Here is a 19449-nt window from a genome sequence, read left to right as displayed (position 1 = left end):
GTTGATGATACCGCGACTCGTGATTGCAGGCACCGCGAGCCATGTCGGAAAAACCACCGTGACGGTGGGACTCATCCGGGCCTTGCGTGCACGGGGTTTTCGCGTCGCCGTCTTCAAGTGCGGACCGGACTATCTCGATCCGACCTATCACACGCGTGCCGCGGCCGTCACCTGCCACAATCTCGACGGGTGGATGATGGGACGTGAGGCGGTGATCGATACGTTCGTGCGCACCTCGCAAGACGCCGACATCTCGGTAATCGAAGGCATGATGGGGTTGTTCGATGGCGCCTCGCCGATCCATGATGAAGGATCGACGGCGGAAATCGCCAAATGGCTGAAGGCTCCGGTCCTACTCGTCTGCGACGCATCCGGCATGGCTCGTAGCATCGCCGCCTTGGCCCGCGGGTTTCAAACTTACGATGGAGCGCTTCGCGTGGCCGGGGTGATTGCCAATCGCATCGGCAGCCGAGGTCATCTGAAAATGTTGCGCGCCGCAATGGATGGTTCGTTGCCGATCATCGGAGGGTTGCCGGATGATGGTGCCTTGGCCTTTCCTGAGCGGCACCTTGGTCTGAAAACGGCCGAAGAAGGAGCGGTGCCGGACCGCATCCTGGAGGCCTGGGGCAAACAGGCTGCAAGCTGGTGCGACCTCGATGCCATCGTGGCCCTCGCCCAAGACGCGCCTCCTTGTGAGTCCACTGAAAGGCTAGGCGATTCTGGGCCGGCCCCTTGTTGCCGGATCGGACTCGCGTTTGACGAAGCCTTCCACTTCTACTATGAGGATAATCTCCGACGCTTGGAACGTCTCGGTGTCAAGCTCGTCCGATTTTCTCCCATCCATGATGACCGGCTTCCCGACGTCGACGGCCTCTATTTTGGCGGGGGCTATCCGGAGGTCTTTGCCGATACGCTTTCCAAGAATGCTTCGATGCGCAAGGACATCGCCGTCTTTGCGTCGTCCGGAAAGCCCGTGTATGGCGAATGCGGCGGGCTCATGTACCTGTCGAACCGCATTCGTACCCTCGACGGTCGGCCGCATGACATGGTCGGACTGATTCCTGGTGAGGCCGTGATGTGCGATCGTCTCCAAGCGCTCGGTTACGTTGATGTGGAAACGCAGGACGCGACGCCGTTGGGTGCTGCCGGATTGCGGTTTCGAGGACATCAGTTTCGCTATTCGGATTTTCATCTCGATTCGACCGTCGATCGGTCATACGTGCTTCGTCCCCGCTATGGCGGTGAGGTGTTGCGTGAAGGATATCGGATTGGCAATACGCTTGCCTCCTACGTACACGCCCACTGGGCTTCCAATCCTGAAGCCGCGCAGGGCCTCGTTCGCGCGTGCCTCGCCCATGCCGGGAAGACGTGATGAACGCCTCGACGATCATGGTTCAAGGGACTGCCTCCTCGGTCGGGAAGAGCCTCCTCGTTACGGCCCTGTGCCGCCTCTTCCGCAACGAAGGGCTGCGGGTGGCTCCATTCAAAGCCCAGAACATGGCGCTCAATTCCGCTGTCACGGCCGATGGATGTGAAATCGGCCGCGCCCAAGCCGTGCAAGCCGAGGCGGCGGGGATAATGCCCACAGCGGACATGAACCCCATTTTGCTCAAACCGGAAGGAGAGCGGAAGAGCCAGGTGGTCGTGCTCGGCCGGTCGATTGGCAGCCTAACAGCCGCCGAGTATCACGAGTACAAACCCCGTTTCTCGGACGTGATCCAAGAGTCGCTCGGCCGATTGCGGGCGGGCTACGACGTGGTGGTCATCGAGGGGGCGGGGAGTCCGGCCGAGATCAATCTCAAGTCTCGCGATATCGCCAATATGCACGTGGCCAAACTGGCCGACGCGCCTGTGCTCTTGGTTGGCGACATCGACCGGGGCGGCGTGTTCGCTTCATTTGTCGGGACGATGGAACTGCTGGAACCGGACGAGCGCGCGAGGGTAGCTGCTTTTATCGTCAATAAGTTTCGCGGCGACGTGTCGCTGCTGGAATCCGGGTTGGACTTTCTCGTCGAACGTACCGGGAAACCGGTGCTGGGAGTCGTGCCCCATGTTCCCAACCTCCGTATTGCCGAGGAAGATTCAGTCTCGCTCGAAGATCGCGCCGCTCGTCGCAGGCCATACGACAACGAACTCGATATCGTCGTGGTTCGTCTGCCGTGCATTTCCAACTATGACGACGTCTTGAGTCTGGAGCATGAGGCCGGTGTCGTGGTGCGATTCGTCGATCAGCCCGAGGACGTCGAACGAGCTGATTTGGCGATCGTGCCCGGTTCGAAGCGCACGGTCTTCGACCTGGCCTGGCTTCGAGCAAGCGGGATCGCCGAGGCGATCAAGGCGCGCGCCGATCGTTGCGCACCGGTCTTGGGGATCTGCGGGGGCTGTCAAATGCTCGGGGAGACCATCGAGGATCTCCAGGGGGTCGAGTCCGGTGAACAGCGGGTGTCGGCGTTGGGACTTCTCCCTCTTCGGACGCGATTCGAACGAGAGAAGATGACTGCGCAGGTTCGGGCTCGTATCCTGACCCCATCCTTCCTGACCGATGGCACGATGGACGACCGGGACGTGGCGGGATACGAAATCCACATGGGGATGATCGAACCGACGCGTTCTGGTGCGAGCGCGTTTGAAATTGTGTCTCGAAATGGACGGAGGGAGGCGGCTGCCGATGGAGCGATCGGCGCCGGCGGCGCGATCGTGGGCACCATGCTGCACGGTGTATTCGACAACGAAGTGATTCGGGCGCGGATGCTGGATTTTCTGCGACGCCGGAGAGGACTGGCCCAACCAACCAACGCGCGACGCGTTTCGACGAAGCAGGAGGAATACGACCGGCTCGCGACGATGGTTCGCGAGCATCTCGATTGCGAACTGTTGTGGCGCATTGCACGTATTACCCATTCGGCATCTGTGTCTAGGCACCGAAGGACGTGGAGGGAGAGCGGGGAATTGACAGATCCATTTCGAAACGGCATCACGGGATAGCCGGAGGTCGAGTGTTGAGAGGGTTGGTTGACAAGGTCTGCGAGAATTGCAGTGCCATATTTGCTTGCGGCGGATATCAGTGCTGGTGTGGCGGGTTGGAAATTACTAGGTCGCAGATGAAGTGGATCGCGGAACGGTTTCGGGACTGCTTGTGTCCTGTGTGTCTCAAAAAGGTCAGTACGGGTGAATTAGGACCTCGGATCTCAGATCCCATTGACTGATAGGAGAGCCTCTCGATCGGTTCATATGCATAGACTGACGATCAATGGTGCGATTCCCTTCGCCTCCGGCGGCTGGCCCGATGCACAAAGCATTGCGGTATCCGATGAGAATGACGGTGAGGTGTAAATCTCAACTCATCTTTGTTCTCGGTGGCGCCTCATCCGGTAAGAGTGAGGCAGCCCTCCGGCTTGCCACGAAGGGAGTCAGACCGACGGTATCTCGAGCGTTCGTCGCAACCGGTCAGGCCTTGGATAAAGAGATGGCGGAACGGATTGCCCGTCATCGGTCTTCAAGACCGGCGTCATGGGTGACCGCCGAGGTGCCCTTGGATTTGACCGGGTGGATTGAGAGGCATGGCCGGGAGCACCGAGTGATCGTCGTGGATTGTCTCACCATGTGGCTGTCGAACCAGTTCGGACAGGGAAGAGTGGACGCCGGAATCGTTCAGGACATGCAAGGCGTTCTCGGTGCTGCGCGGCGGACGAGAGCGCGGATCGTACTGGTGGCGAATGAGTTGGGAATGGGGATCGTCCCCGGGGACGCAGTCAGCCGCCGGTTTAGAGAAGTCGCCGGCACGATCAATCAGTTGATCGCGGACGAGTCCGACGAAACGCATCTCGTGGTAAGCGGACTCAGTGTTCGATTGAAATAAAGGATCTATGACGCTCCAGGAAGCCATCGCCTCGGTGAGAAACATCGACGATTCGGCCGCGGCCGAGACGCAACGTCGGTTGGATCGTTTGACTAAGCCTCAGGGAAGCTTGGGGCGTCTGGAGGAATTGGCCGTCCGGTATTGTGCGATGACCGGAGAACGGAAGCCTGCCGTGCCGCGCGGGATTCTCTATACCTTTGCCGCGGACCATGGTGTGGTGGATGAAGGCGTGAGCGCGTATCCGCGGGACGTGACGGCTCAGATGGTCAGAAATTTCCTCCGTGGCGGTGCCGGTGTCAACGTACTGGCTCGACATGCAGGCATCGAAGTACGTGTCGTCGACATCGGAGTGGCCCATGACTTCGAAGTATTGCCGGGGCTACTCGACCGAAAACTCATGAAGTCCACTCGCAACATGGCCAGGGAAGCCGCCATGCCTCGGGACATTGCGGAACGAGCTTGCGCGATCGGTGTCGACTTGGCTGCCGCAGCGGCCGGTGAGGGCGCGGGATTGATCGGGACGGGCGAAATGGGAATCGGGAATACCACCGCGAGCGCGGCGATCACGGCGGTCATGACCGGATCCGTGGCGGACTCTGTGACGGGACGGGGGACAGGTATCGACGAGCGTGCTCGTCAGGCCAAGGTCGAAGTAATCGAACGCGCTCTGGCATTCCACCGACCCGATCCGACCGATGCGATGGACGTACTTGCTAAAATCGGAGGGCTCGAAATTGCCGGTTTGGCCGGACTCATCGTCGGATGCGCTGCCTTCCGCGTGCCGGTCGTACTCGATGGGTTCATTGCGGGAGCAGCGGCACTCATCGCGTGCGGATTGCAGCCTCGGTGCCGCCAATATCTCATTGCCGCGCATCGTTCGGTCGAGCAAGGTCATGACGTGCTGCTGAAACATCTCCAGTTGAATCCGCTCCTTGATCTGGAATTAAGGCTGGGAGAGGGGACTGGCGCCTGTTTGGGAATGGGACTGGTTCAGGCGTCCGTGAAGATCCTCACCGAAATGGCCACGTTCGGCGAAGCCGGCGTCTCGGAGCGGAGTTCATGACGGCGGGCCTGCGGTCGCCGATCATCGCATGGCAGTTCCTGACGTCGGTCCCTCTTAGCCGGCGCCATCATGAACCCAGCCCGGCTGAGCTGGCTTGGTCAATGGTCTGGTATCCCTTCGTTGGGATTATCCTGGGGGCGATCCTCGCCGTTACGAATGTTCTCTTGATGCAGCGGCTTTCCCGCGACGTCTCCGCGGTTCTGTGTGTGATCCTCTTGGTAGCCTTGACGCGGGGACTTCACCAGGATGGACTGGCCGATACGCTCGACGGGCTTGCGGGCGGCCGCACTCCCGCGGATCGATTGGCAATCATGAAAGACCCCTGCATCGGTGCCCTCGGCGCAACGGGTCTTGCTCTCTCGCTCGTCCTGCGCTGCACCGCAGTAGCCGCCTTACCCGATGCGGCACGATTGCCGGCTCTTCTCTGCATGCCCGTAATGGGACGTTGGGCGATGGTTGTCGGGGCCTGGGGAGCGACCCACGCCAGAGCCGAAGGAGGGCTAGCTGCGCCGTTTCTGGCCCATCTTTCCTGGAGGCAGGCATCAGGCGCAACCATCCTGGCGGCCGGTTCTCTGAGCTGGGCCGTCGGTCTGTACCCCGCAGCGGTCATGTTAGGAGTCGGCGCAATGGCGAGCCGATTGTTGACGTGGAGCTATCGCCGTGCTTTCGGCGGCATCACTGGAGACACGCTGGGGACGACCAATGAGCTGGTGGAACTGTGCATGCTCGTGTTGCTTCCTCTCCTATGGCAGCTGCCGTGATGCCGAGCGATCTTCTGCTGGCTGGTCTGCTTGACGCCCTTGTGGGCGATCCACCATGGTTGCCCCATCCCGTCCGCGGCATGGGTCGTCTCATCGGAGCGTTTGAAACAACCATCCGGCCATGGTGCAAGGCACGAGGCTCTCTCAGCCTGGCCGGCGTGCTGTTGGCCTGCGCCCTTCCGTCTCTGACTTTTGGTCTCGCCTGGACGATGATCACGGCGGCAACGGTTGTACACGAATGGCTCGGACGAAGTTTGGAAATCTGGATGGCCTTTACCACGCTTGCCTGGCGTGATCTTACCGATCATGTCATTCGCGTAAGCAACCCGCTGAAAATCCGGTCGTGGCAGGAGGCCCGCGCGGCGCTGAGCCGGATCGTGGGACGCGATACCGATCATCTATCGGAACCCGAAATCGTAAGAGCCACGGTGGAGACGGTTGCAGAAAGCGCATCTGACGGGATTATCGCTCCGCTGTTCTATTTGATCCTGGGCGGTGCTCCGCTCGCGTTGGCGTATAAGGCGGTCTCGACCTTGGATTCCCTGATAGGACATCGAGACGAACGGTATCGGGAGTTCGGTTGGGCCTCGGCCAGATTGGACGATCTGGTCAATTGGCTTCCTGCACGCATCACGGCGGCGCTCATTATCCTCGCGACCGCCGTGGTGTTTCGACGTCCCGGTCCAGTGAGACGGAGCGTCGGGGTGCTTTGGCGAGATGGCCATAAACATCCCAGCCCGAACAGCGGTCGGCCGGAAGCGGCGATGGCGGGTGCGCTCGGCATTCAACTCGGCGGCACCAACTATTACGACGGCATTCCGCAGACCCGGCCATTTTTGGGTACTGCCATCGAGCCGTTGGCCGTGAGGCACATTACCCAGGCCAAATATGTGATGACTGTCGCCTATCTGTTTGGCTTCGCTGCGGCATGTGGATTCCTATGGCTTTAAAGGCCGCGGATACACACGGCGGCAACATCCACGCCGTCGCGATGGAGCTGGGACGACGAGCGTCCTCGTTGCTCGATTTCAGCGCCAGCATCAATCCGCTCGGGCCCTCGTCAAAAGTGCGTCGGTTGTTGGCTCGTGAAGCGGAGGGTTTGATCAGGCACTACCCTGACCCGGAATGCGGGAATCTCAGACGAGCGCTTGCATCCCGATGGAGATTGTCTCCACGGCACTTTGTCATCGGAAATGGATCGATCGAACTGATCCATCTTCTTCCTCGCGTTTTGCAGTGTCGCTCGGCGCTGATTGTGGGGCCGACGTTTTCAGAATACGGTGCCGCATTGAGCTTGGCGGGAGCGCAGGCGCAGCTGCTGTCGGCACGGAAAAGAGACGGCTATCGACCGCCGCTCGATAAAGCCGGGAAATGGATTCAGTCGGCAGCCAGGCGGGCTCAAGGGGCCTCCGCGGTGTTCCTCTGCAATCCGAACAGTCCGACGGGTCAGGCCTGCGAACCCGGCGACCTGGAGGAACTCGTCCGCCAGGCAGGCCAGTCCGGTGTCTGGATGATTCTCGACGAAACGTTCATGGAATACTGTGAGAGCCTGTCGTTGCTTCCCGTGTTGCATCGATATCCGCGATTGATTGTGCTGAGGAGTTTCACGAAGTTTTATGGACTGCCCGGTCTTCGAATCGGATACGGGGTTTGCGCACCTTCGTTGGCCGAGGTGTTACGACGCCATCAGCCGCCATGGTCGGTCAATGGCTATGCGCAGGCGGCGGCGGAAACCGCGATGAATGACCGGCCATATGTCCGGCGCTCGCTGGCATTCATGGAGGCCGAGCGCGAACGCGTGTCGATGCGTCTGTCCGGTATTCCCGGACTCAGGGTGTTTCCTTCACGGGCAAATTTTCTCCTGCTCGAGCTGCCGGATCTCCATCAGGCGTCCGGCGTGGCGGCGGTGTTGAGGCAACAGGGTCTTCTGGTCAGAGACTGTTCTCGCGTGCCGGGGCTCACGACCCGTTCGATCAGGGTTGCCATCCGAACGGAACCCGAAAACGATCGAATGGTAGTGGCCCTGCGACGGCTGTTGGGGACAGGTCGTGACCGGTAAGAAGCCTGCTCAATCGGCGGTGAGGCATCGCGTAGTGTTGGACACGTTGGTGCTCCGTCTCGGCGGCATGTATCGCGTCCTGTCATCTGCTCCGGGGGGAGGGGGGTTGGTGAGAGCTCGCTCCATTCTGAACCATCAAGTGGCTGCCAATCCGATGACCAGCGGAAGACGAACGGTTTGGGCTTCGAAGGCGATGTCGGATTGGCAAGATCCGGCACGGTTTCTGGGTGCCCTGGCGGACCGATTGGGTGTGGAACGGCCGGTAGTCGGACTCATGACCGCGGTGCCGATGACACGGCTCGTGCACCGGCGAGAGGAGAAGGAGGGCATATGGGTCGAATGTTTTTGTACGGTCGGAGTTGCGAACGCCGTCAGAGCCGGGGAGCCGGTACGACGTGACGCCAACACGCGCGGGCGTAGACGTGACGGTACGATCAATATCATTCTCGTGACAAATGCGACGTTGACGGGGTCGGCAATGGTGGGGGCCGTCCAAGTCGCCACGGAAAGCAAAACGGCTGTCCTGATCAGGCGATGCATCCCCAGCGCAGCCAGCCATGGCACGGCCACCGGCACAGGCACGGATGCGGTCGTGGTGGCCTCTAATGGTTTCGGTGGGCACAAGATCCGCTACAGCGGTACCCATACTCAGATCGGTTCGATGATCGGTCGCCTCGTTGCTCGGTGCGTCGAGGAAGGACTCACCCGATGGTTCCGGTGGCGCCGGACATCCCTTCCGTGATCCGGGCTTGAACCAGCCTATTGTGCGACGACGTGTGCGGGCTCTCCTCAGGTATTTTCCCCCGGGTCCATTTTTACCTCCCCCACGGAACTGACGCATCGAAAGCGTCTGCTACACTTTTTCCCATGAGCGATGTCGGAGCCGTTCTCGGTGATCATTTTTTGCCAGATTGGCATCATTTTGTCACAAGATGAATCGACTTGCGGCGAATCACCTCGATCATCTCACTCGTGATGAGTCTTAAGTGATTGATAAGACGGGTGATCCAGCTTGAGTCAGGAAGGCAAGTTCAGCCGGGTCCCCGTAAGCATAGTCTTTGCAAAACGGCCCCCGAGTGCCAAGAATTTATCTTGGATTTCTAGATTGCCTTCAACAATTGCGGCGACCTGTCGACGTCGTTCAGGAGCGCTGAAAGTTTCAACCGGATTCGTTGAATCAATGAACCAATCAAGGAGGGGCGGTATGGAATCGAGATGTTTCCGTGGTCGGACTATGTGCCTTGTTGCTGCGGCGGCCGTCACCCTCTTCGGCGGATCCGCCTGGGCGGCAAACGAATCAGAAATTGCCGAGCATTTGATCGAGCTGGTGAAAATCGGTCGCGGAGTCGTGTCGGAGCAAATGGCGAACATCAATGATGCCTCCAAGGCAGACAAGGGCTTCACCGGCGACTATATGGGAGCGCAGGTCATCGATCGCTTCAAGAAGCGGACGAAAATCGACCTGAGAATTCCCAATGTCGTTCCGCAGGCCAATTTGTATCTTGCCCTCGTCGAGGCGGAAAAAGAAGTGATCAACGAAGCACAGCCGATCATCAATAAACAGGGTATCGCGTTCAAAGGTTTCATTCCCGCCGTCTTCGCGCGAAGAACCGGAGAGCAGTTCTACAAGAAATCCGGCGTTCGCATGAAACTGACCGGGATTGACTACCGGAATCCCTCCAATAGGCCGGATGATTTCGAGTCGGAAGTGCTCCGGATGTTCAGCGATCCCCGTCACCCCAAGGGGCAAACGTACGTTCGCAACACCATGGTCGACGGCCGTCCGGTTCTTCGCATGATGGACCCGGAGTATGCGGGAGTCACCTGCTTGAACTGCCACGGTGCGCCGAAGGGTGAGCGAGATGTATCGGGTCATAAGAAGGAAGGCTGGAAGGAAGGGGAGTTGGCCGGAGCGATCAGCGTCGTGCTGCCGCTGAAGTAACGGCCTGCCGCAGCAACGCATCACGTTCAGTAAACTGTAATCAACACTAAGGAGAACACAAGATGAGCAAGATCGTCGTGGTGGATGATTCGTACGCCGAACTTCAGGTGATCGAGGGATATCTGAAGGGAGCCAATCATACCGTCGTCTCGTATCCGAATTCGGAAAAGTTGGAAGAAAAGATTCTCAACGAGAAGCCGGACCTGATCGTCATGGACGTCGTCATGCCGGGCCGCAACGGATTCCAGGCCTGCCGGGATCTCAAGAACGATGATCGCACCAAGAACATTCCGATCATTCTGTGTACCTCGAAGGGCAACGAGAGCGACAAGTTTTGGGGACAACAGCAGGGCGCCAACGCTCACGTGGTAAAGCCGTTCAAAGGCGAGGAACTCCTTGCCGCGGTCAAGCGGGTCCTCGGGTAACCCCATGTCGACGTCCTCCTCGACGAACACGAGTCAGGGGCAGCCACTGGCCGGAATCCTTCCGGCCGGTTCCGCTGCTGCTCAGCCGGCCGGGTCGCCCAGCGTACGGGCCGCGATTATTTCGCTGGGGGGAGAGATGTTTACGGTGGATCTGCAGCACGTGCGGGAGGTCTTTGTCGTGGAATCGGTGACCCCGGTTCCCGGCATGCCATCCGGCTTGGTCGGCGTCACCAACTTGCGCGGAACGGTCATCCCGCTGCTCGATCTCCGTCAGATGTTCGGGTTGGGTACCGAAGCCACATTGCGGTATGCCGTCGTGTTGAAGCATGGCGCCTGGCAAGTCGGCGTGCTCGTTGATTCAGTTCCTGAAATTCGCACTCTTTCCAGGGATCAGTTCATGCCGGCGCCGAGGGATACGGGACGGGAGGCCAACCCATTCGTGTCGGCGGTCGTCAAACTGGAGGATCGACTCAGAGGCGTATTGGAAACTTCGGCTGTGCTCTCGCATTTCGAGAGTGCGAGATAACCCAGGGCACCAGGCCCCGAGCGGGGCCGCGGACACGGATCGGAGAGAAGGAGGAGTTCTCATGGCACGGTTTAGCGTGATGCAGCGGTTCGAGGACCTGAAAACACAATCGAAGCTCCTGATGACGTTCGGCGTCATCGGCGTCATCATCTTGATCATGGCGTCGCTCGGCGTGTGGACGAACAAAAAGCTCAGTCAGCAAGCCGACGAGATTTATACCGATTACACGGTCGCGCTGATCGACTTCAACCAGTTGTTGTTCAACGTCAACAAGTATCACGAGACGCTTCAGGAGTTGTCGAAGGCGCCCCGCGCCGCAGACTTCAAATCCGACGTGGGAAAGCTGAGCCCATACAAGCAGCAGATGAACAGCCTGATTGCCGCATATGAGGGTAAGCCCCTGCGAGTGTCGAATTCCGGCCTCGATGAGGCCAAAGGATTGAGCGATCTGAAAGAAGCGCTCACGGCGTTCTTCTCGCAGGCGGACGCGGGTGTCGCGGCCATCGCCGAGAGCTTCGAGTCGAAGTCTTTGACGCAGAGCCAGGCGCAACAGATGCGGGAGTTGGGTCAGTTGGCGCTCACGGTCAGCATCGCGCCTACCTATGACGTCGTCACCAATCGCCATGCGGACCAAATCAAGACCATGCAGGCGATCTCCGGCGACCTCAACGACGAGGCAAAAGCCCTTGCGTGGAACGGGACAATGGTATTGGTCTTCGGTGGTCTCGTGGCCGTGGCGTTGGGTTTGGGCCTCGGGTATTGGGTTGCCCACAAACTCGCGCTCGGTCTCGGTCAGGTGGCCAGCGTGGCCCAGTTGGCCGCGAACGGCAACTACCAAGCTCGTGCAAAGATCGCATCAAAGGACGAATTGGGACAGATGGCGTCGTCGTTCAATGCCATGTTGGACCGTATTACGGCGCTCGTGACGTCGGAAGACGAGCGCAATGAGATGCAGAAACGCTTGATGAGTTTCCTCGTTCTGGTGTCTGACGTCGGAAAAGGCGACCTGACGAAGCGCGGCGAGGTCACGGCGGATATGTTCGGCAACCTTGCCGACGGTTTCAACCTCATGATCGCGAGGTTCGGACAGCTGCTGAAACAAGTTCGTGAAGCGGCCGAGCGCGTCAACAAGTCCGCTGGCGCGCTTCGAGATAGCGCCGGACAGATGGCCGGCACGGCCAAGCACCAAGCGGACGAGTCGGTGCGTACCCTGAGCGCGGTCGAACAGTTGGCTGCGCAAATGCGTCAGGTCGCAGAAACAGCCGGTGCATCGTCCGAGTCCGCGAAGCAGGTGTTGCAAGCGACTGAACGAGGCCGAGTCGCGGTGCAGGAGACGGTGCAGGACATGCAGAGCATCAGATCAGCCGTGCAACGCATGTCGAAACAGGTCAAGGCGCTCGGCGACCGATCGCTGGAAATTTCCCAGATCGTGTCGACGATTCGAGATATTGCGAATCAGACCAACCTGCTTGCCTTGAACGCCGCCATCGAGGCGGCCGGAGCAGGCGAGGCAGGAGCCCGATTTGCCGTCGTCGCCGATCAGGTGAGAAAGTTGGCTGAAAGCTCGACGCAGGCTACGCGTGAGATCGCCGATCTCGTGAAAGTCATTCAGTCCGAAACACAGGATGCTGTGGTGGCGATGGAACAGGAAACTCAGGCGGTGGAAGCAGGATCGGCTTCCGCACTCCGGACCGGTGAAGTGTTCAACGAAATTTCGGGCATCGCCCAGCGCTCCGCCGAATTGGCTCAAACCATCGCCAGTTCAGCGGCCAGCCAAACCGCTTCTACCGATCAGGTGGGTCGGTCGATCAAGGACTTCACCGGAGGCGCCGTGGCCACTCAAAAAGCGACTGATGCGGCGCGCATGACCGTCGAAGATATGGCCAAACTCGCCGACGGACTGACCTCTTCGGTCGCACAGTTCAAACTGGCCTAATCGTCTGGATCCCGGAGCGTCGTCAGGCGCTCCGGGTCAGAAAGGATCGGGATGAGTTCCGAACTGGACCGACAGGCCCTTATCGATATTTTCGTCATGGAAGCCTCTGAAGCCGCACTGGCTTTGGCGACGGCCGTGAATCCCCCGGGAGACGCCCTTCCAACGGCGCAGGAACTTCAGAATCAATACGTCTGGGCTCACAAGGTTCGGGGTGCCGCCGGGATCTACGGATTCTCCGGACTTGCGACACTCGGCGCGCTGCTCGAATCGGTGCTCGAACAGTCGACGGGGATTGCTGAATCCTCCTGGCCGAACGCGGTTGGCATGCTGCGAGGCATGATTGAAACGTTTCAAGGCCAGCTGGACGTCGTCAAACAGGGTGGGCAAGAGGACCTGAGCGTCAGCGAACGATGGAGATCGGAAGTGGAAAGTCTTATTCCGAAGTCAGCGGAGAATGCGGCGGAGCGCGGGGATGGCCAGCCTCCGATGTCACCTCAATATCTCGTGCCGTCGATCGATGCGGATGTCCTGTCGTATTTCGCTCCTGAGGCGGATGAATATCTGCAGACCATCGATACTCTCGTTCAACGCCTGGACGAATCCCCTCAAGATCAGGACGCGTTGTTTTCGCTGTATCGAACGGCGCACACATTGAAGGGTTCAGCGCACACGATCGGCTTCAAAGTGGTCGGAGACGTCGCTCACCATGTCGAGGAGTGCCTGATCGCCGTGCGGGAGGGAAAGATCGTTTCTTCTCCCGCTCTGATGGACGCGGTCGTGAGAGCGATGAACGTCGTTCGCACGCTCATGCGGCGTGATGAAGGGAGAATCGCCGAGCTTCAGCGAGATGTTCCCGCCGTTACCGAGGCGCTGAGCTGCATCTGCCTAGGCAAACCATTAATCGAAACAACCTCTGCCCCGGCCGTCGTGGCTCCACAACTCCACACTGCAACGGCGGTCATGGAGATGCAACCGGCCCAGGCGGTGGAGAAGGCTGTAGAAGAAGCTCCGCAGCTGACGGACGAATACCTCCTGCCGCAATTGGATCCGGAGGTTCTGTCCTATTTTGCACCTGAAGCGCAGGAGTATCTGGAGTCCCTGGAGGCGCAGCTTCTTCGGCTCGAAAAAGAGCCCACCAACCCGGAACTCATCAATCAGCTGTTTCGCACGGCACATACACTGAAAGGATCGGCCTATACAGTCGGATTTCAATCCATCGGAGACCTGACCCATTACGTCGAGGATTTCATGGGTGCGGTTCGGGAGGGGCGTGTAAGGGTTCTTCCCGGTCACGCGGACATGTTGTTGAAGGCGGTAGATGTCGTCCGGTTGCTCATGCGACGTGATCCGACTCTGGCCGAAATGGTGCGTCAGCGGTTTACACTCGCCATGCAAGGCTTGAAGCGGTTGGAACAGCCGATCACGGCGGGCTCTGCCGTGTCGGCTCCCGTCACGCAGACAGCGGCCGCGATGATGCCGTCTCCTGAGCAGAGCAACCAGGCGGAGAGTGAAACGGCACGGGTGGCGGAAGGCAAGAGCAAGGAGGCAGGATCAGAGGATCGGGAGGTCATTCGAGTCAGCCGGGATCGGTTGGAGCGACTGTTGAATCTCGTCGGTGAGCTGGTCATCGGCCGTGGAAGACTCGAACAGCGGCTTCGTGTCTTGGAGCAGCTGTCGCAACAGGTGCTGGCCTTCAAGGGACGATTGATGGACTCGGTCCGCTCGTTTGAAGAAAAACATACGTTCACACTGCCTTCATCGGGATCAGCCGGTGCAGAATCCGGGATTGGACGGACCGGGACATCGCTGTTCCCGGGCCTGAGCGATTTCGGAAGTCTGGAGTTCGATAAATACGATGATTTCAACATTCTCGCTCGCCGGATCAGCGAAGTGACGGCGGATATTTCCGAATCAATGTCCCAACTGAGCGGATCCATCCGCCGGTCGCATGAAGACATGAGCCAACTTCAGCAATTGACACTGGCCATGCGGGATGAAATTGCCCGGGCGCGCATGGTGCCGATCGGAACGCCCTTCACGAGGTTTCGGCGGGCGACGCGGGAGATGGCCAGGGCGACCGGGAAGGAAGTCACTCTCGTTACGTCCGGCGAACACACGGAAGTCGATACCGGCGTGGTCGAGCGGCTCGTCGATCCTTTGGTGCATTTGGTCAGGAACGCGGTGTTTCACGGCATCGAACCGGCCGCTGCCAGAGTCGCCAAGGGGAAACCCGCGGCCGGATCGATCTATCTTCATGCGTCTCATCGAGGGAACGCGGTGTTGATCGAAGTCGAAGACGACGGGGCGGGGTTGGACATCGACAAGATTCGCGCCAAGGCGGTGGAACGCGGATTGGTTCGTGCCGACGTGGCGAGAAGCCTGTCCGATGCCGAAGCGATCAAGTTCATTTTCATGCCGGGCTTTTCAACGGCGGATCAGATTGGTGATCAGGCCGGCCGTGGCGTGGGGATGGATGTCGTCAAGCGGGTCATCGAAAGCATGAACGGTCACATCGACGTGGAGTCGGTTCGCGGAATCGGAACCAAGTTCACGCTTCACCTCCCGCTGACATTGCTGATTGCCACGGCATTGATGGTGCGGACGGGAAGCGAGCGATACGGTATTCCGCTGCCGAGCGTTCGGGAAGTCACCATGTTGACGGGGAGCTCTCTTCAGCAGGTCGGGGATCGCACGATCATACAGATTGGAGAGGAAGCGATAGAGGTTCAGCCTCTTCATCGCATGTTGGTCCATGGTTCCGGCAGTCCGGTTGAAGCGGGCAAGCCCGTCGTCATCGTCCGCACCGGCGTGGGACCGGTCGGCCTGATGGTGGATGAATTGCTCGGCCGCCAAGAAATCGTCATCAAACCGATCGCTTCGCTGAAGTCGCTGGCGCAATCGACTTTTGGAGGAGCCACCATCGATCCGGAAGGCCGGGTCATCCTCGTTCTCGATCCGGCACGTCTGGTGTCAGGCGGAGCCCAGGCAGGTGCCGCGCTCGAGGATTCGACAGCAGAATCCGGGATTCATGAGCCGGAAACGCCATATGAAGAGACGGTTGAATCCCGATCCGACAGCAAACACATTTTGTTGATCGATGATTCTCTCAGTATTCGCAAGTTCGTCGGCCGGATGTTGGAAACCGCCGGATATGAAGTCGAGACCGCCGTGGACGGGGAGGAAGGACTTCGAAAGGCCTCGGCCCAACAGTTCCGGTTAATCCTCACCGATCTCGAAATGCCCAAGCTCAACGGCTATGAGGTGATTCAAGCGCTGCGCAGTAGGCCTCAGACCCAGCAGACGCCGATCATCGTGATGACCACTCGCGCCGGCGACAAGCACCGGCAGATGGCAATCAATATCGGGGCCAGTTCCTATATCGCGAAGCCTGTCGAAGAACGGGCCCTGATTCAGGAATTGGAGCGGTGGATCGGACAGGAGATTTCGCCGAGAAAGACATGACCAACGGCGGATTTGGTCCGGGGAATTGTCCGCTCCCATCAGAAAGATGTTGCACGCATGAGTTTAAGGGGACATTACAAGGCGGCCACCACAAACGTGCAGGTCGCCAGTTTGTTGGTGGTGCGGTACGGCATCCGGTATTGTGCGTTGCCGTCCGATGAGGTGCGCGGCGTTCTGACCAAGGAGCAGGCCGGCCATGGGGAAACCGTCAATTGGGTCGGCATGACGTATCGGCGCGTAGATCTCGCCGCCCGACTCTCCACCAAATTAGATGTCGCCAGTCTTGATCTTCGGATCGTACTGTTCTCCAACGGGCACTCGCATGGTGCCATTCACGTCGATGAAGTTGTGGGACTGATCGACGTGGATCGGCAGCACTGCATGCCGCTTCCGCCCCATTTTCGTTGCGAGGAGCGGTCGTGGGTCACGGGAATGATTTTCTATCGGAATGACTTGGCGATTGTATTGAACCCGGAATGGGTGCTGGGCGAACTTGGAACTGAAGGGACGCTCCCGTCCAGACCGGTGACGGGTCGCAGTCTCGCAGCCTGACTGCTGGAGGATCGTAGTCTATGCTGAGAGCCGCACGACAACAAGAACGGGCCGTTGCGACCAGGCAGTCATGGAGCATCGTCGTGTTCTCCGTCGGCGGAATGAAGCTTGCGGCGAAAGCCGAGGACGTCGGCGGCATCTCCGCGTGGGGAAGCGACGTGCCTGTTCCGAGCCGAACTCCCTTTGTCGGTTCTCTTGTAAAACGGGACAAAGACGTGCTTCCGGTGTACGATTTGGCAGCTCGGTTGAATCGACAGCGGGAGACGGAGTCTACATTGTGCCTGGTTACTCGCCACGCCGAAGGTCCGATGGCCATTTGTATTGACGCCGAAATCCCCTCTCTGCACACGGTGGACGCGTCGGAAGTTCGGCCGAGCCGCAGGAACGACATCGAAACGATCGGAAGCTTTGTGCGGGACGGGTTGGACATCGACATCGTTGCTCTGAGACGATTGGGACAGTCGTGAAGGGCGGTATTGAGTCGTAGCGGATGGGCGAAAGGATGGGGACATGCCGAAAGTGTTGGTGGCCGATGACAGCATCGCGGTTCGGAAAGTAGCCGAACGCCTGCTCACAGAGGCCGGGCTGGGTGTGACTCTCGCCGCGAATGGAGAAGAGGCATTGGCATTTCTATCCAAGGAATGTCCGGACCTCATCGTTTCGGATGTCATCATGCCGGACAAAAGCGGGTACGAAGTATGCGCCTTTGTCCGAGCCCAGACGTCGTTGGCCGGCACACCGGTCCTTCTGATCTCCGGGATCGTCAACGATGAGGTTGCAAAGCAGGCTGAATCGTGTAAAGCAGACGGTGTGCTCAAGAAGCCGTTCCAAGGAACGTCCTTGAAAGATCGTGTGCTTGAGCTGCTGGCCAAGCGGCAGGCACCGAGCTCCGGAACGCCTCAACCAGCCGTCAAGCCGACACCTTCCCCGGAGGCCGACCAAGCGACACGCGTGAGCCAAGAGCAACTTGAAACCTATCGCCGGATGGCGGCGCAACTAAAGCAGGCGGAAGACGACCTCAGAAAGGAACGCGATCAGACCTCCCGGCTTGGAGAGAAGCTTGCCCAACTGGACGGCCAGTTGGGGCGCCTTCGAGAGTTGGAGGTTCTGGCTGCCCAAGACGAAGAGCGACAAAAGCAAGCCCGGCAATCGTCGGAGGACGCCAGAAGATCAGAGGAAGAGGCGAAACGACTTCAGGCGCGCCTGCAGGAATTGGAGTCCAAGCTGGCGGTCGAGCACGAGCGTGCGGCTCAGGCTGAACACGTGGCGAACGAATTACAGCTCTCCAACGGCCGCGTCAGCGAACTGGAAGCGCGACTGCATGCCGAGCAAGAGCAGTCGGCTGCATTGAGGCGAACGGCCGAGGAGCTGCAGGGGACGGCCAAACGCGTTCATGAACTCGAGGCCGCTTTGCATGAGGAGCAGAATCGTGCGGAGCAGCACACGCAGCGCATAGCCGAGTTGCAGAAGGCGGCCGAACGAGCCCGGGAATTCGAGTCGGCGTTGCAGGCGGAACGGCAAGCCGCAACCCAACTTGTGGAACAAATGAATGCCATGGAAAAGGCACTGGCTCGTTCACAAGAAACGGCGCAGCAGCTTGCTCGGGAACAGCAGCGGTCGGAAGAACTCTCGCAACAATTACATGAAATCGGGGGAGTCGTCACGAAGGCCAAAGAGCTGGAGGACCTGCTGCAAACGGAACGTGAGCGGAATGCGGTGCTGACCCGGCACGTGTCGGAAACCGAACAATCCGCCCAGCAGGCAACCAAGCGGTTTGAAGAGATGGCCAAGAAGTTGGGAGAGATTGCCGGGCTGGCCTCACAACTTGGAAACAGTGTACGGCGGTCTTGATCGCACGCAATCCTCATCGATGGTGACCGGCAATATGCGTGAGAGGCTGGATTCATGGCGGGCGATACCTCGGACGACTTCCAGAAAGAACTCGTCGATCTGTTTGTGCAAGAGGCTCAGGAGTGGCTTCAGAACATCCATGTGGCTCTGGATGAACTTCAACAGGGGCCGGCTCCTGAACGCCACGAAGCGCTGATCGGGATTCTCGCCGGGGGAGTGACCAATCTGGGCGGCTCCGCCGCGACGATCAATCTTCCCGAGGTCGAACAAGCCAGTTTTGCCGCGATTCCCTTCATTGAAGCACTCAAGGATCCCCTCAAGTCGTTCTCGGTTCAGGATTTTCTTTCCCTGTGCAAACAATTGGGGCAAATTCATGTCGCATTGACGCACGCGACGGGCGTATCGTTCGAGGCCCAGGATACGTCAGAGAGCAATGAAGCAACGCAACGAACCGTCTCGCCGGAAGAATTTCTCCAAGCGTTGTGCCAACTCCAGTCTGCCCAAGAGGACGGCAACGCGTCCGAGCGGAATATTGTGAGGACGATGATCGATCAAATGGAGGCTCAGATCACAGCCGGGGTGCAGCAGGTCGGAGTTGAGGCCGTCCGGGATTATTTGCAGCGCCTGTCCGATTCGGAAGAGGCCTTTCTTCGCGCCCTGGACAAGTCTATGCCCGGCTTGACGGCTCAAATCTCGTCGATGGCGGAATCGGCGCCGGGTGCGGAATTGGAACCTTGTCTACAGGGCGTGGCATCATTGCGCATAGAGGCTCAGAATCTCAATGCCGTGCTGGCGGCCTCGTTTTTTTCCGGTTTGCACAGTTTGCTCTCGGTGTCCGCACAGTACCACGTCCGGTTGGCCGCCGTGCGGGTCGAGGCGATCGCGGCCCGGTTGGACGTTGTCAGAGCGATCGTGCATCGATGGTCGGATCAGAGGAGAATGGAACGAGCCGCTATCGGGCAGGCGTTGTCGTGATCATTCCGTTGTTCATAGGAAGCGGCGCAAACCCTGCA

Annotated in this window: 17 protein-coding genes; all 17 read left to right on the top strand. The window is 59.2% G+C overall.

Annotation, left to right across the window (positions count from 1 at the left end; translation table 11 throughout):
* Nucleotides 1-4: 4 nt before the first annotated feature.
* The 17 genes from NSJP_RS16165 (at nucleotide 5) to NSJP_RS16085 (ending at nucleotide 19411) form a co-directional block, all read left to right on the top strand.
* A complete protein-coding gene (locus NSJP_RS16165) occupies nucleotides 5-1372 on the top strand; it encodes a cobyrinate a,c-diamide synthase (RefSeq protein ID WP_080887888.1) in 1368 nt (455 codons plus the stop codon).
* Nucleotides 1372-2985 (top strand): cobyric acid synthase, encoded by a 1614-nt coding sequence (locus tag NSJP_RS16160; RefSeq protein ID WP_080887887.1) that lies wholly within the window; start codon nucleotides 1372-1374, stop codon nucleotides 2983-2985. The genes NSJP_RS16165 and NSJP_RS16160 overlap by 1 nt, the downstream gene beginning before the upstream one ends.
* Nucleotides 2986-3322: 337 nt before the next feature.
* Nucleotides 3323-3859, top strand: coding sequence for a bifunctional adenosylcobinamide kinase/adenosylcobinamide-phosphate guanylyltransferase (cobU, locus tag NSJP_RS16155; RefSeq protein WP_197685437.1), 537 nt, complete (start codon nucleotides 3323-3325; stop codon nucleotides 3857-3859).
* A gap of 7 nt (nucleotides 3860-3866) precedes the next feature.
* Nucleotides 3867-4922 (top strand): nicotinate-nucleotide--dimethylbenzimidazole phosphoribosyltransferase, encoded by a 1056-nt coding sequence (cobT, locus tag NSJP_RS16150; RefSeq protein ID WP_080887886.1) that lies wholly within the window; start codon nucleotides 3867-3869, stop codon nucleotides 4920-4922.
* Nucleotides 4919-5683 carry an adenosylcobinamide-GDP ribazoletransferase gene (locus tag NSJP_RS16145; protein WP_080887885.1) on the top strand — a complete coding sequence of 255 codons (765 nt, stop codon included), beginning with the start codon at nucleotides 4919-4921 and terminating at the stop codon, nucleotides 5681-5683. Before cobT ends, NSJP_RS16145 begins: the two co-directional genes overlap by 4 nt.
* A complete protein-coding gene (gene cbiB / locus NSJP_RS16140; protein ID WP_172834403.1) occupies nucleotides 5683-6633 on the top strand; it encodes an adenosylcobinamide-phosphate synthase CbiB in 951 nt (316 codons plus the stop codon). Before NSJP_RS16145 ends, cbiB begins: the two co-directional genes overlap by 1 nt.
* Nucleotides 6624-7742 (top strand): threonine-phosphate decarboxylase CobD, encoded by a 1119-nt coding sequence (gene cobD, locus NSJP_RS16135; RefSeq protein ID WP_172834402.1) that lies wholly within the window; start codon nucleotides 6624-6626, stop codon nucleotides 7740-7742. Before cbiB ends, cobD begins: the two co-directional genes overlap by 10 nt.
* Nucleotides 7732-8484, top strand: a complete 753-nt coding sequence (locus tag NSJP_RS16130) for an adenosylcobinamide amidohydrolase (protein WP_080887882.1) — start codon at nucleotides 7732-7734, stop codon at nucleotides 8482-8484. The genes cobD and NSJP_RS16130 overlap by 11 nt, the downstream gene beginning before the upstream one ends.
* Before the next feature lie 462 nt (nucleotides 8485-8946).
* Nucleotides 8947-9684 carry a Tll0287-like domain-containing protein gene (locus NSJP_RS16125; protein WP_172834401.1) on the top strand — a complete coding sequence of 246 codons (738 nt, stop codon included), beginning with the start codon at nucleotides 8947-8949 and terminating at the stop codon, nucleotides 9682-9684.
* A gap of 62 nt (nucleotides 9685-9746) precedes the next feature.
* A complete protein-coding gene (locus tag NSJP_RS16120) occupies nucleotides 9747-10109 on the top strand; it encodes a response regulator transcription factor (protein WP_080887880.1) in 363 nt (120 codons plus the stop codon).
* Nucleotides 10110-10113: 4 nt separating this feature from the next.
* Nucleotides 10114-10635, top strand: coding sequence for a chemotaxis protein CheW (locus NSJP_RS16115; RefSeq protein ID WP_080887879.1), 522 nt, complete (start codon nucleotides 10114-10116; stop codon nucleotides 10633-10635).
* A gap of 61 nt (nucleotides 10636-10696) precedes the next feature.
* Nucleotides 10697-12571, top strand: a complete 1875-nt coding sequence (locus NSJP_RS16110) for a HAMP domain-containing methyl-accepting chemotaxis protein (RefSeq protein ID WP_080887878.1) — start codon at nucleotides 10697-10699, stop codon at nucleotides 12569-12571.
* A 51-nt stretch (nucleotides 12572-12622) separates the two neighbouring features.
* The gene (locus NSJP_RS16105; RefSeq protein WP_080887877.1) at nucleotides 12623-16033 is read left to right on the top strand and encodes a hybrid sensor histidine kinase/response regulator; all 3411 of its coding nucleotides are present in this window, start codon (nucleotides 12623-12625) and stop codon (nucleotides 16031-16033) included.
* A gap of 57 nt (nucleotides 16034-16090) precedes the next feature.
* A complete protein-coding gene (locus NSJP_RS16100; protein ID WP_080887876.1) occupies nucleotides 16091-16585 on the top strand; it encodes a chemotaxis protein CheW in 495 nt (164 codons plus the stop codon).
* 20 nt (nucleotides 16586-16605) lie between these two features.
* Nucleotides 16606-17052 carry a chemotaxis protein CheW gene (locus tag NSJP_RS16095; RefSeq protein WP_080887875.1) on the top strand — a complete coding sequence of 149 codons (447 nt, stop codon included), beginning with the start codon at nucleotides 16606-16608 and terminating at the stop codon, nucleotides 17050-17052.
* 43 nt (nucleotides 17053-17095) lie between these two features.
* Nucleotides 17096-18436, top strand: a complete 1341-nt coding sequence (locus tag NSJP_RS16090) for a response regulator (protein ID WP_080887874.1) — start codon at nucleotides 17096-17098, stop codon at nucleotides 18434-18436.
* A gap of 54 nt (nucleotides 18437-18490) precedes the next feature.
* Nucleotides 18491-19411 carry a hypothetical protein gene (locus NSJP_RS16085; RefSeq protein WP_080887873.1) on the top strand — a complete coding sequence of 307 codons (921 nt, stop codon included), beginning with the start codon at nucleotides 18491-18493 and terminating at the stop codon, nucleotides 19409-19411.
* Nucleotides 19412-19449 lie beyond the last annotated feature (38 nt).

Source organism: Nitrospira japonica (genome assembly GCF_900169565.1).
Lineage (GTDB): Bacteria > Nitrospirota > Nitrospiria > Nitrospirales > Nitrospiraceae > Nitrospira_C > Nitrospira_C japonica_A.
The sequence above is the reverse complement of the archived record's forward strand: the minus strand, read 5'-3'. Positions and strand labels throughout refer to the sequence as shown.

Bases quoted from the DNA above. Each gene is read 5' to 3' on its own strand.
- NSJP_RS16090 (WP_080887874.1), top strand. From the start codon at position 17,096: ATGCCGAAAGTGTTGGTGGCCGATGACAGCATCGCGGTTCGGAAAGTA.
- NSJP_RS16165 (WP_080887888.1), top strand. From the start codon at position 5: ATGATACCGCGACTCGTGATTGCAGGCACCGCGAGCCATGTCGGAAAA.
- NSJP_RS16160 (WP_080887887.1), top strand. From the start codon at position 1,372: ATGAACGCCTCGACGATCATGGTTCAAGGGACTGCCTCCTCGGTCGGG.
- NSJP_RS16145 (WP_080887885.1), top strand. From the start codon at position 4,919: ATGACGGCGGGCCTGCGGTCGCCGATCATCGCATGGCAGTTCCTGACG.
- NSJP_RS16125 (WP_172834401.1), top strand. From the start codon at position 8,947: ATGGAATCGAGATGTTTCCGTGGTCGGACTATGTGCCTTGTTGCTGCG.
- NSJP_RS16095 (WP_080887875.1), top strand. From the start codon at position 16,606: ATGCTGAGAGCCGCACGACAACAAGAACGGGCCGTTGCGACCAGGCAG.
- cbiB (WP_172834403.1), top strand. From the start codon at position 5,683: ATGCCGAGCGATCTTCTGCTGGCTGGTCTGCTTGACGCCCTTGTGGGC.
- NSJP_RS16115 (WP_080887879.1), top strand. From the start codon at position 10,114: ATGTCGACGTCCTCCTCGACGAACACGAGTCAGGGGCAGCCACTGGCC.
- NSJP_RS16120 (WP_080887880.1), top strand. From the start codon at position 9,747: ATGAGCAAGATCGTCGTGGTGGATGATTCGTACGCCGAACTTCAGGTG.
- cobD (WP_172834402.1), top strand. From the start codon at position 6,624: ATGGCTTTAAAGGCCGCGGATACACACGGCGGCAACATCCACGCCGTC.
- NSJP_RS16110 (WP_080887878.1), top strand. From the start codon at position 10,697: ATGGCACGGTTTAGCGTGATGCAGCGGTTCGAGGACCTGAAAACACAA.
- NSJP_RS16105 (WP_080887877.1), top strand. From the start codon at position 12,623: ATGAGTTCCGAACTGGACCGACAGGCCCTTATCGATATTTTCGTCATG.
- cobT (WP_080887886.1), top strand. From the start codon at position 3,867: ATGACGCTCCAGGAAGCCATCGCCTCGGTGAGAAACATCGACGATTCG.
- NSJP_RS16085 (WP_080887873.1), top strand. From the start codon at position 18,491: ATGGCGGGCGATACCTCGGACGACTTCCAGAAAGAACTCGTCGATCTG.
- NSJP_RS16100 (WP_080887876.1), top strand. From the start codon at position 16,091: ATGAGTTTAAGGGGACATTACAAGGCGGCCACCACAAACGTGCAGGTC.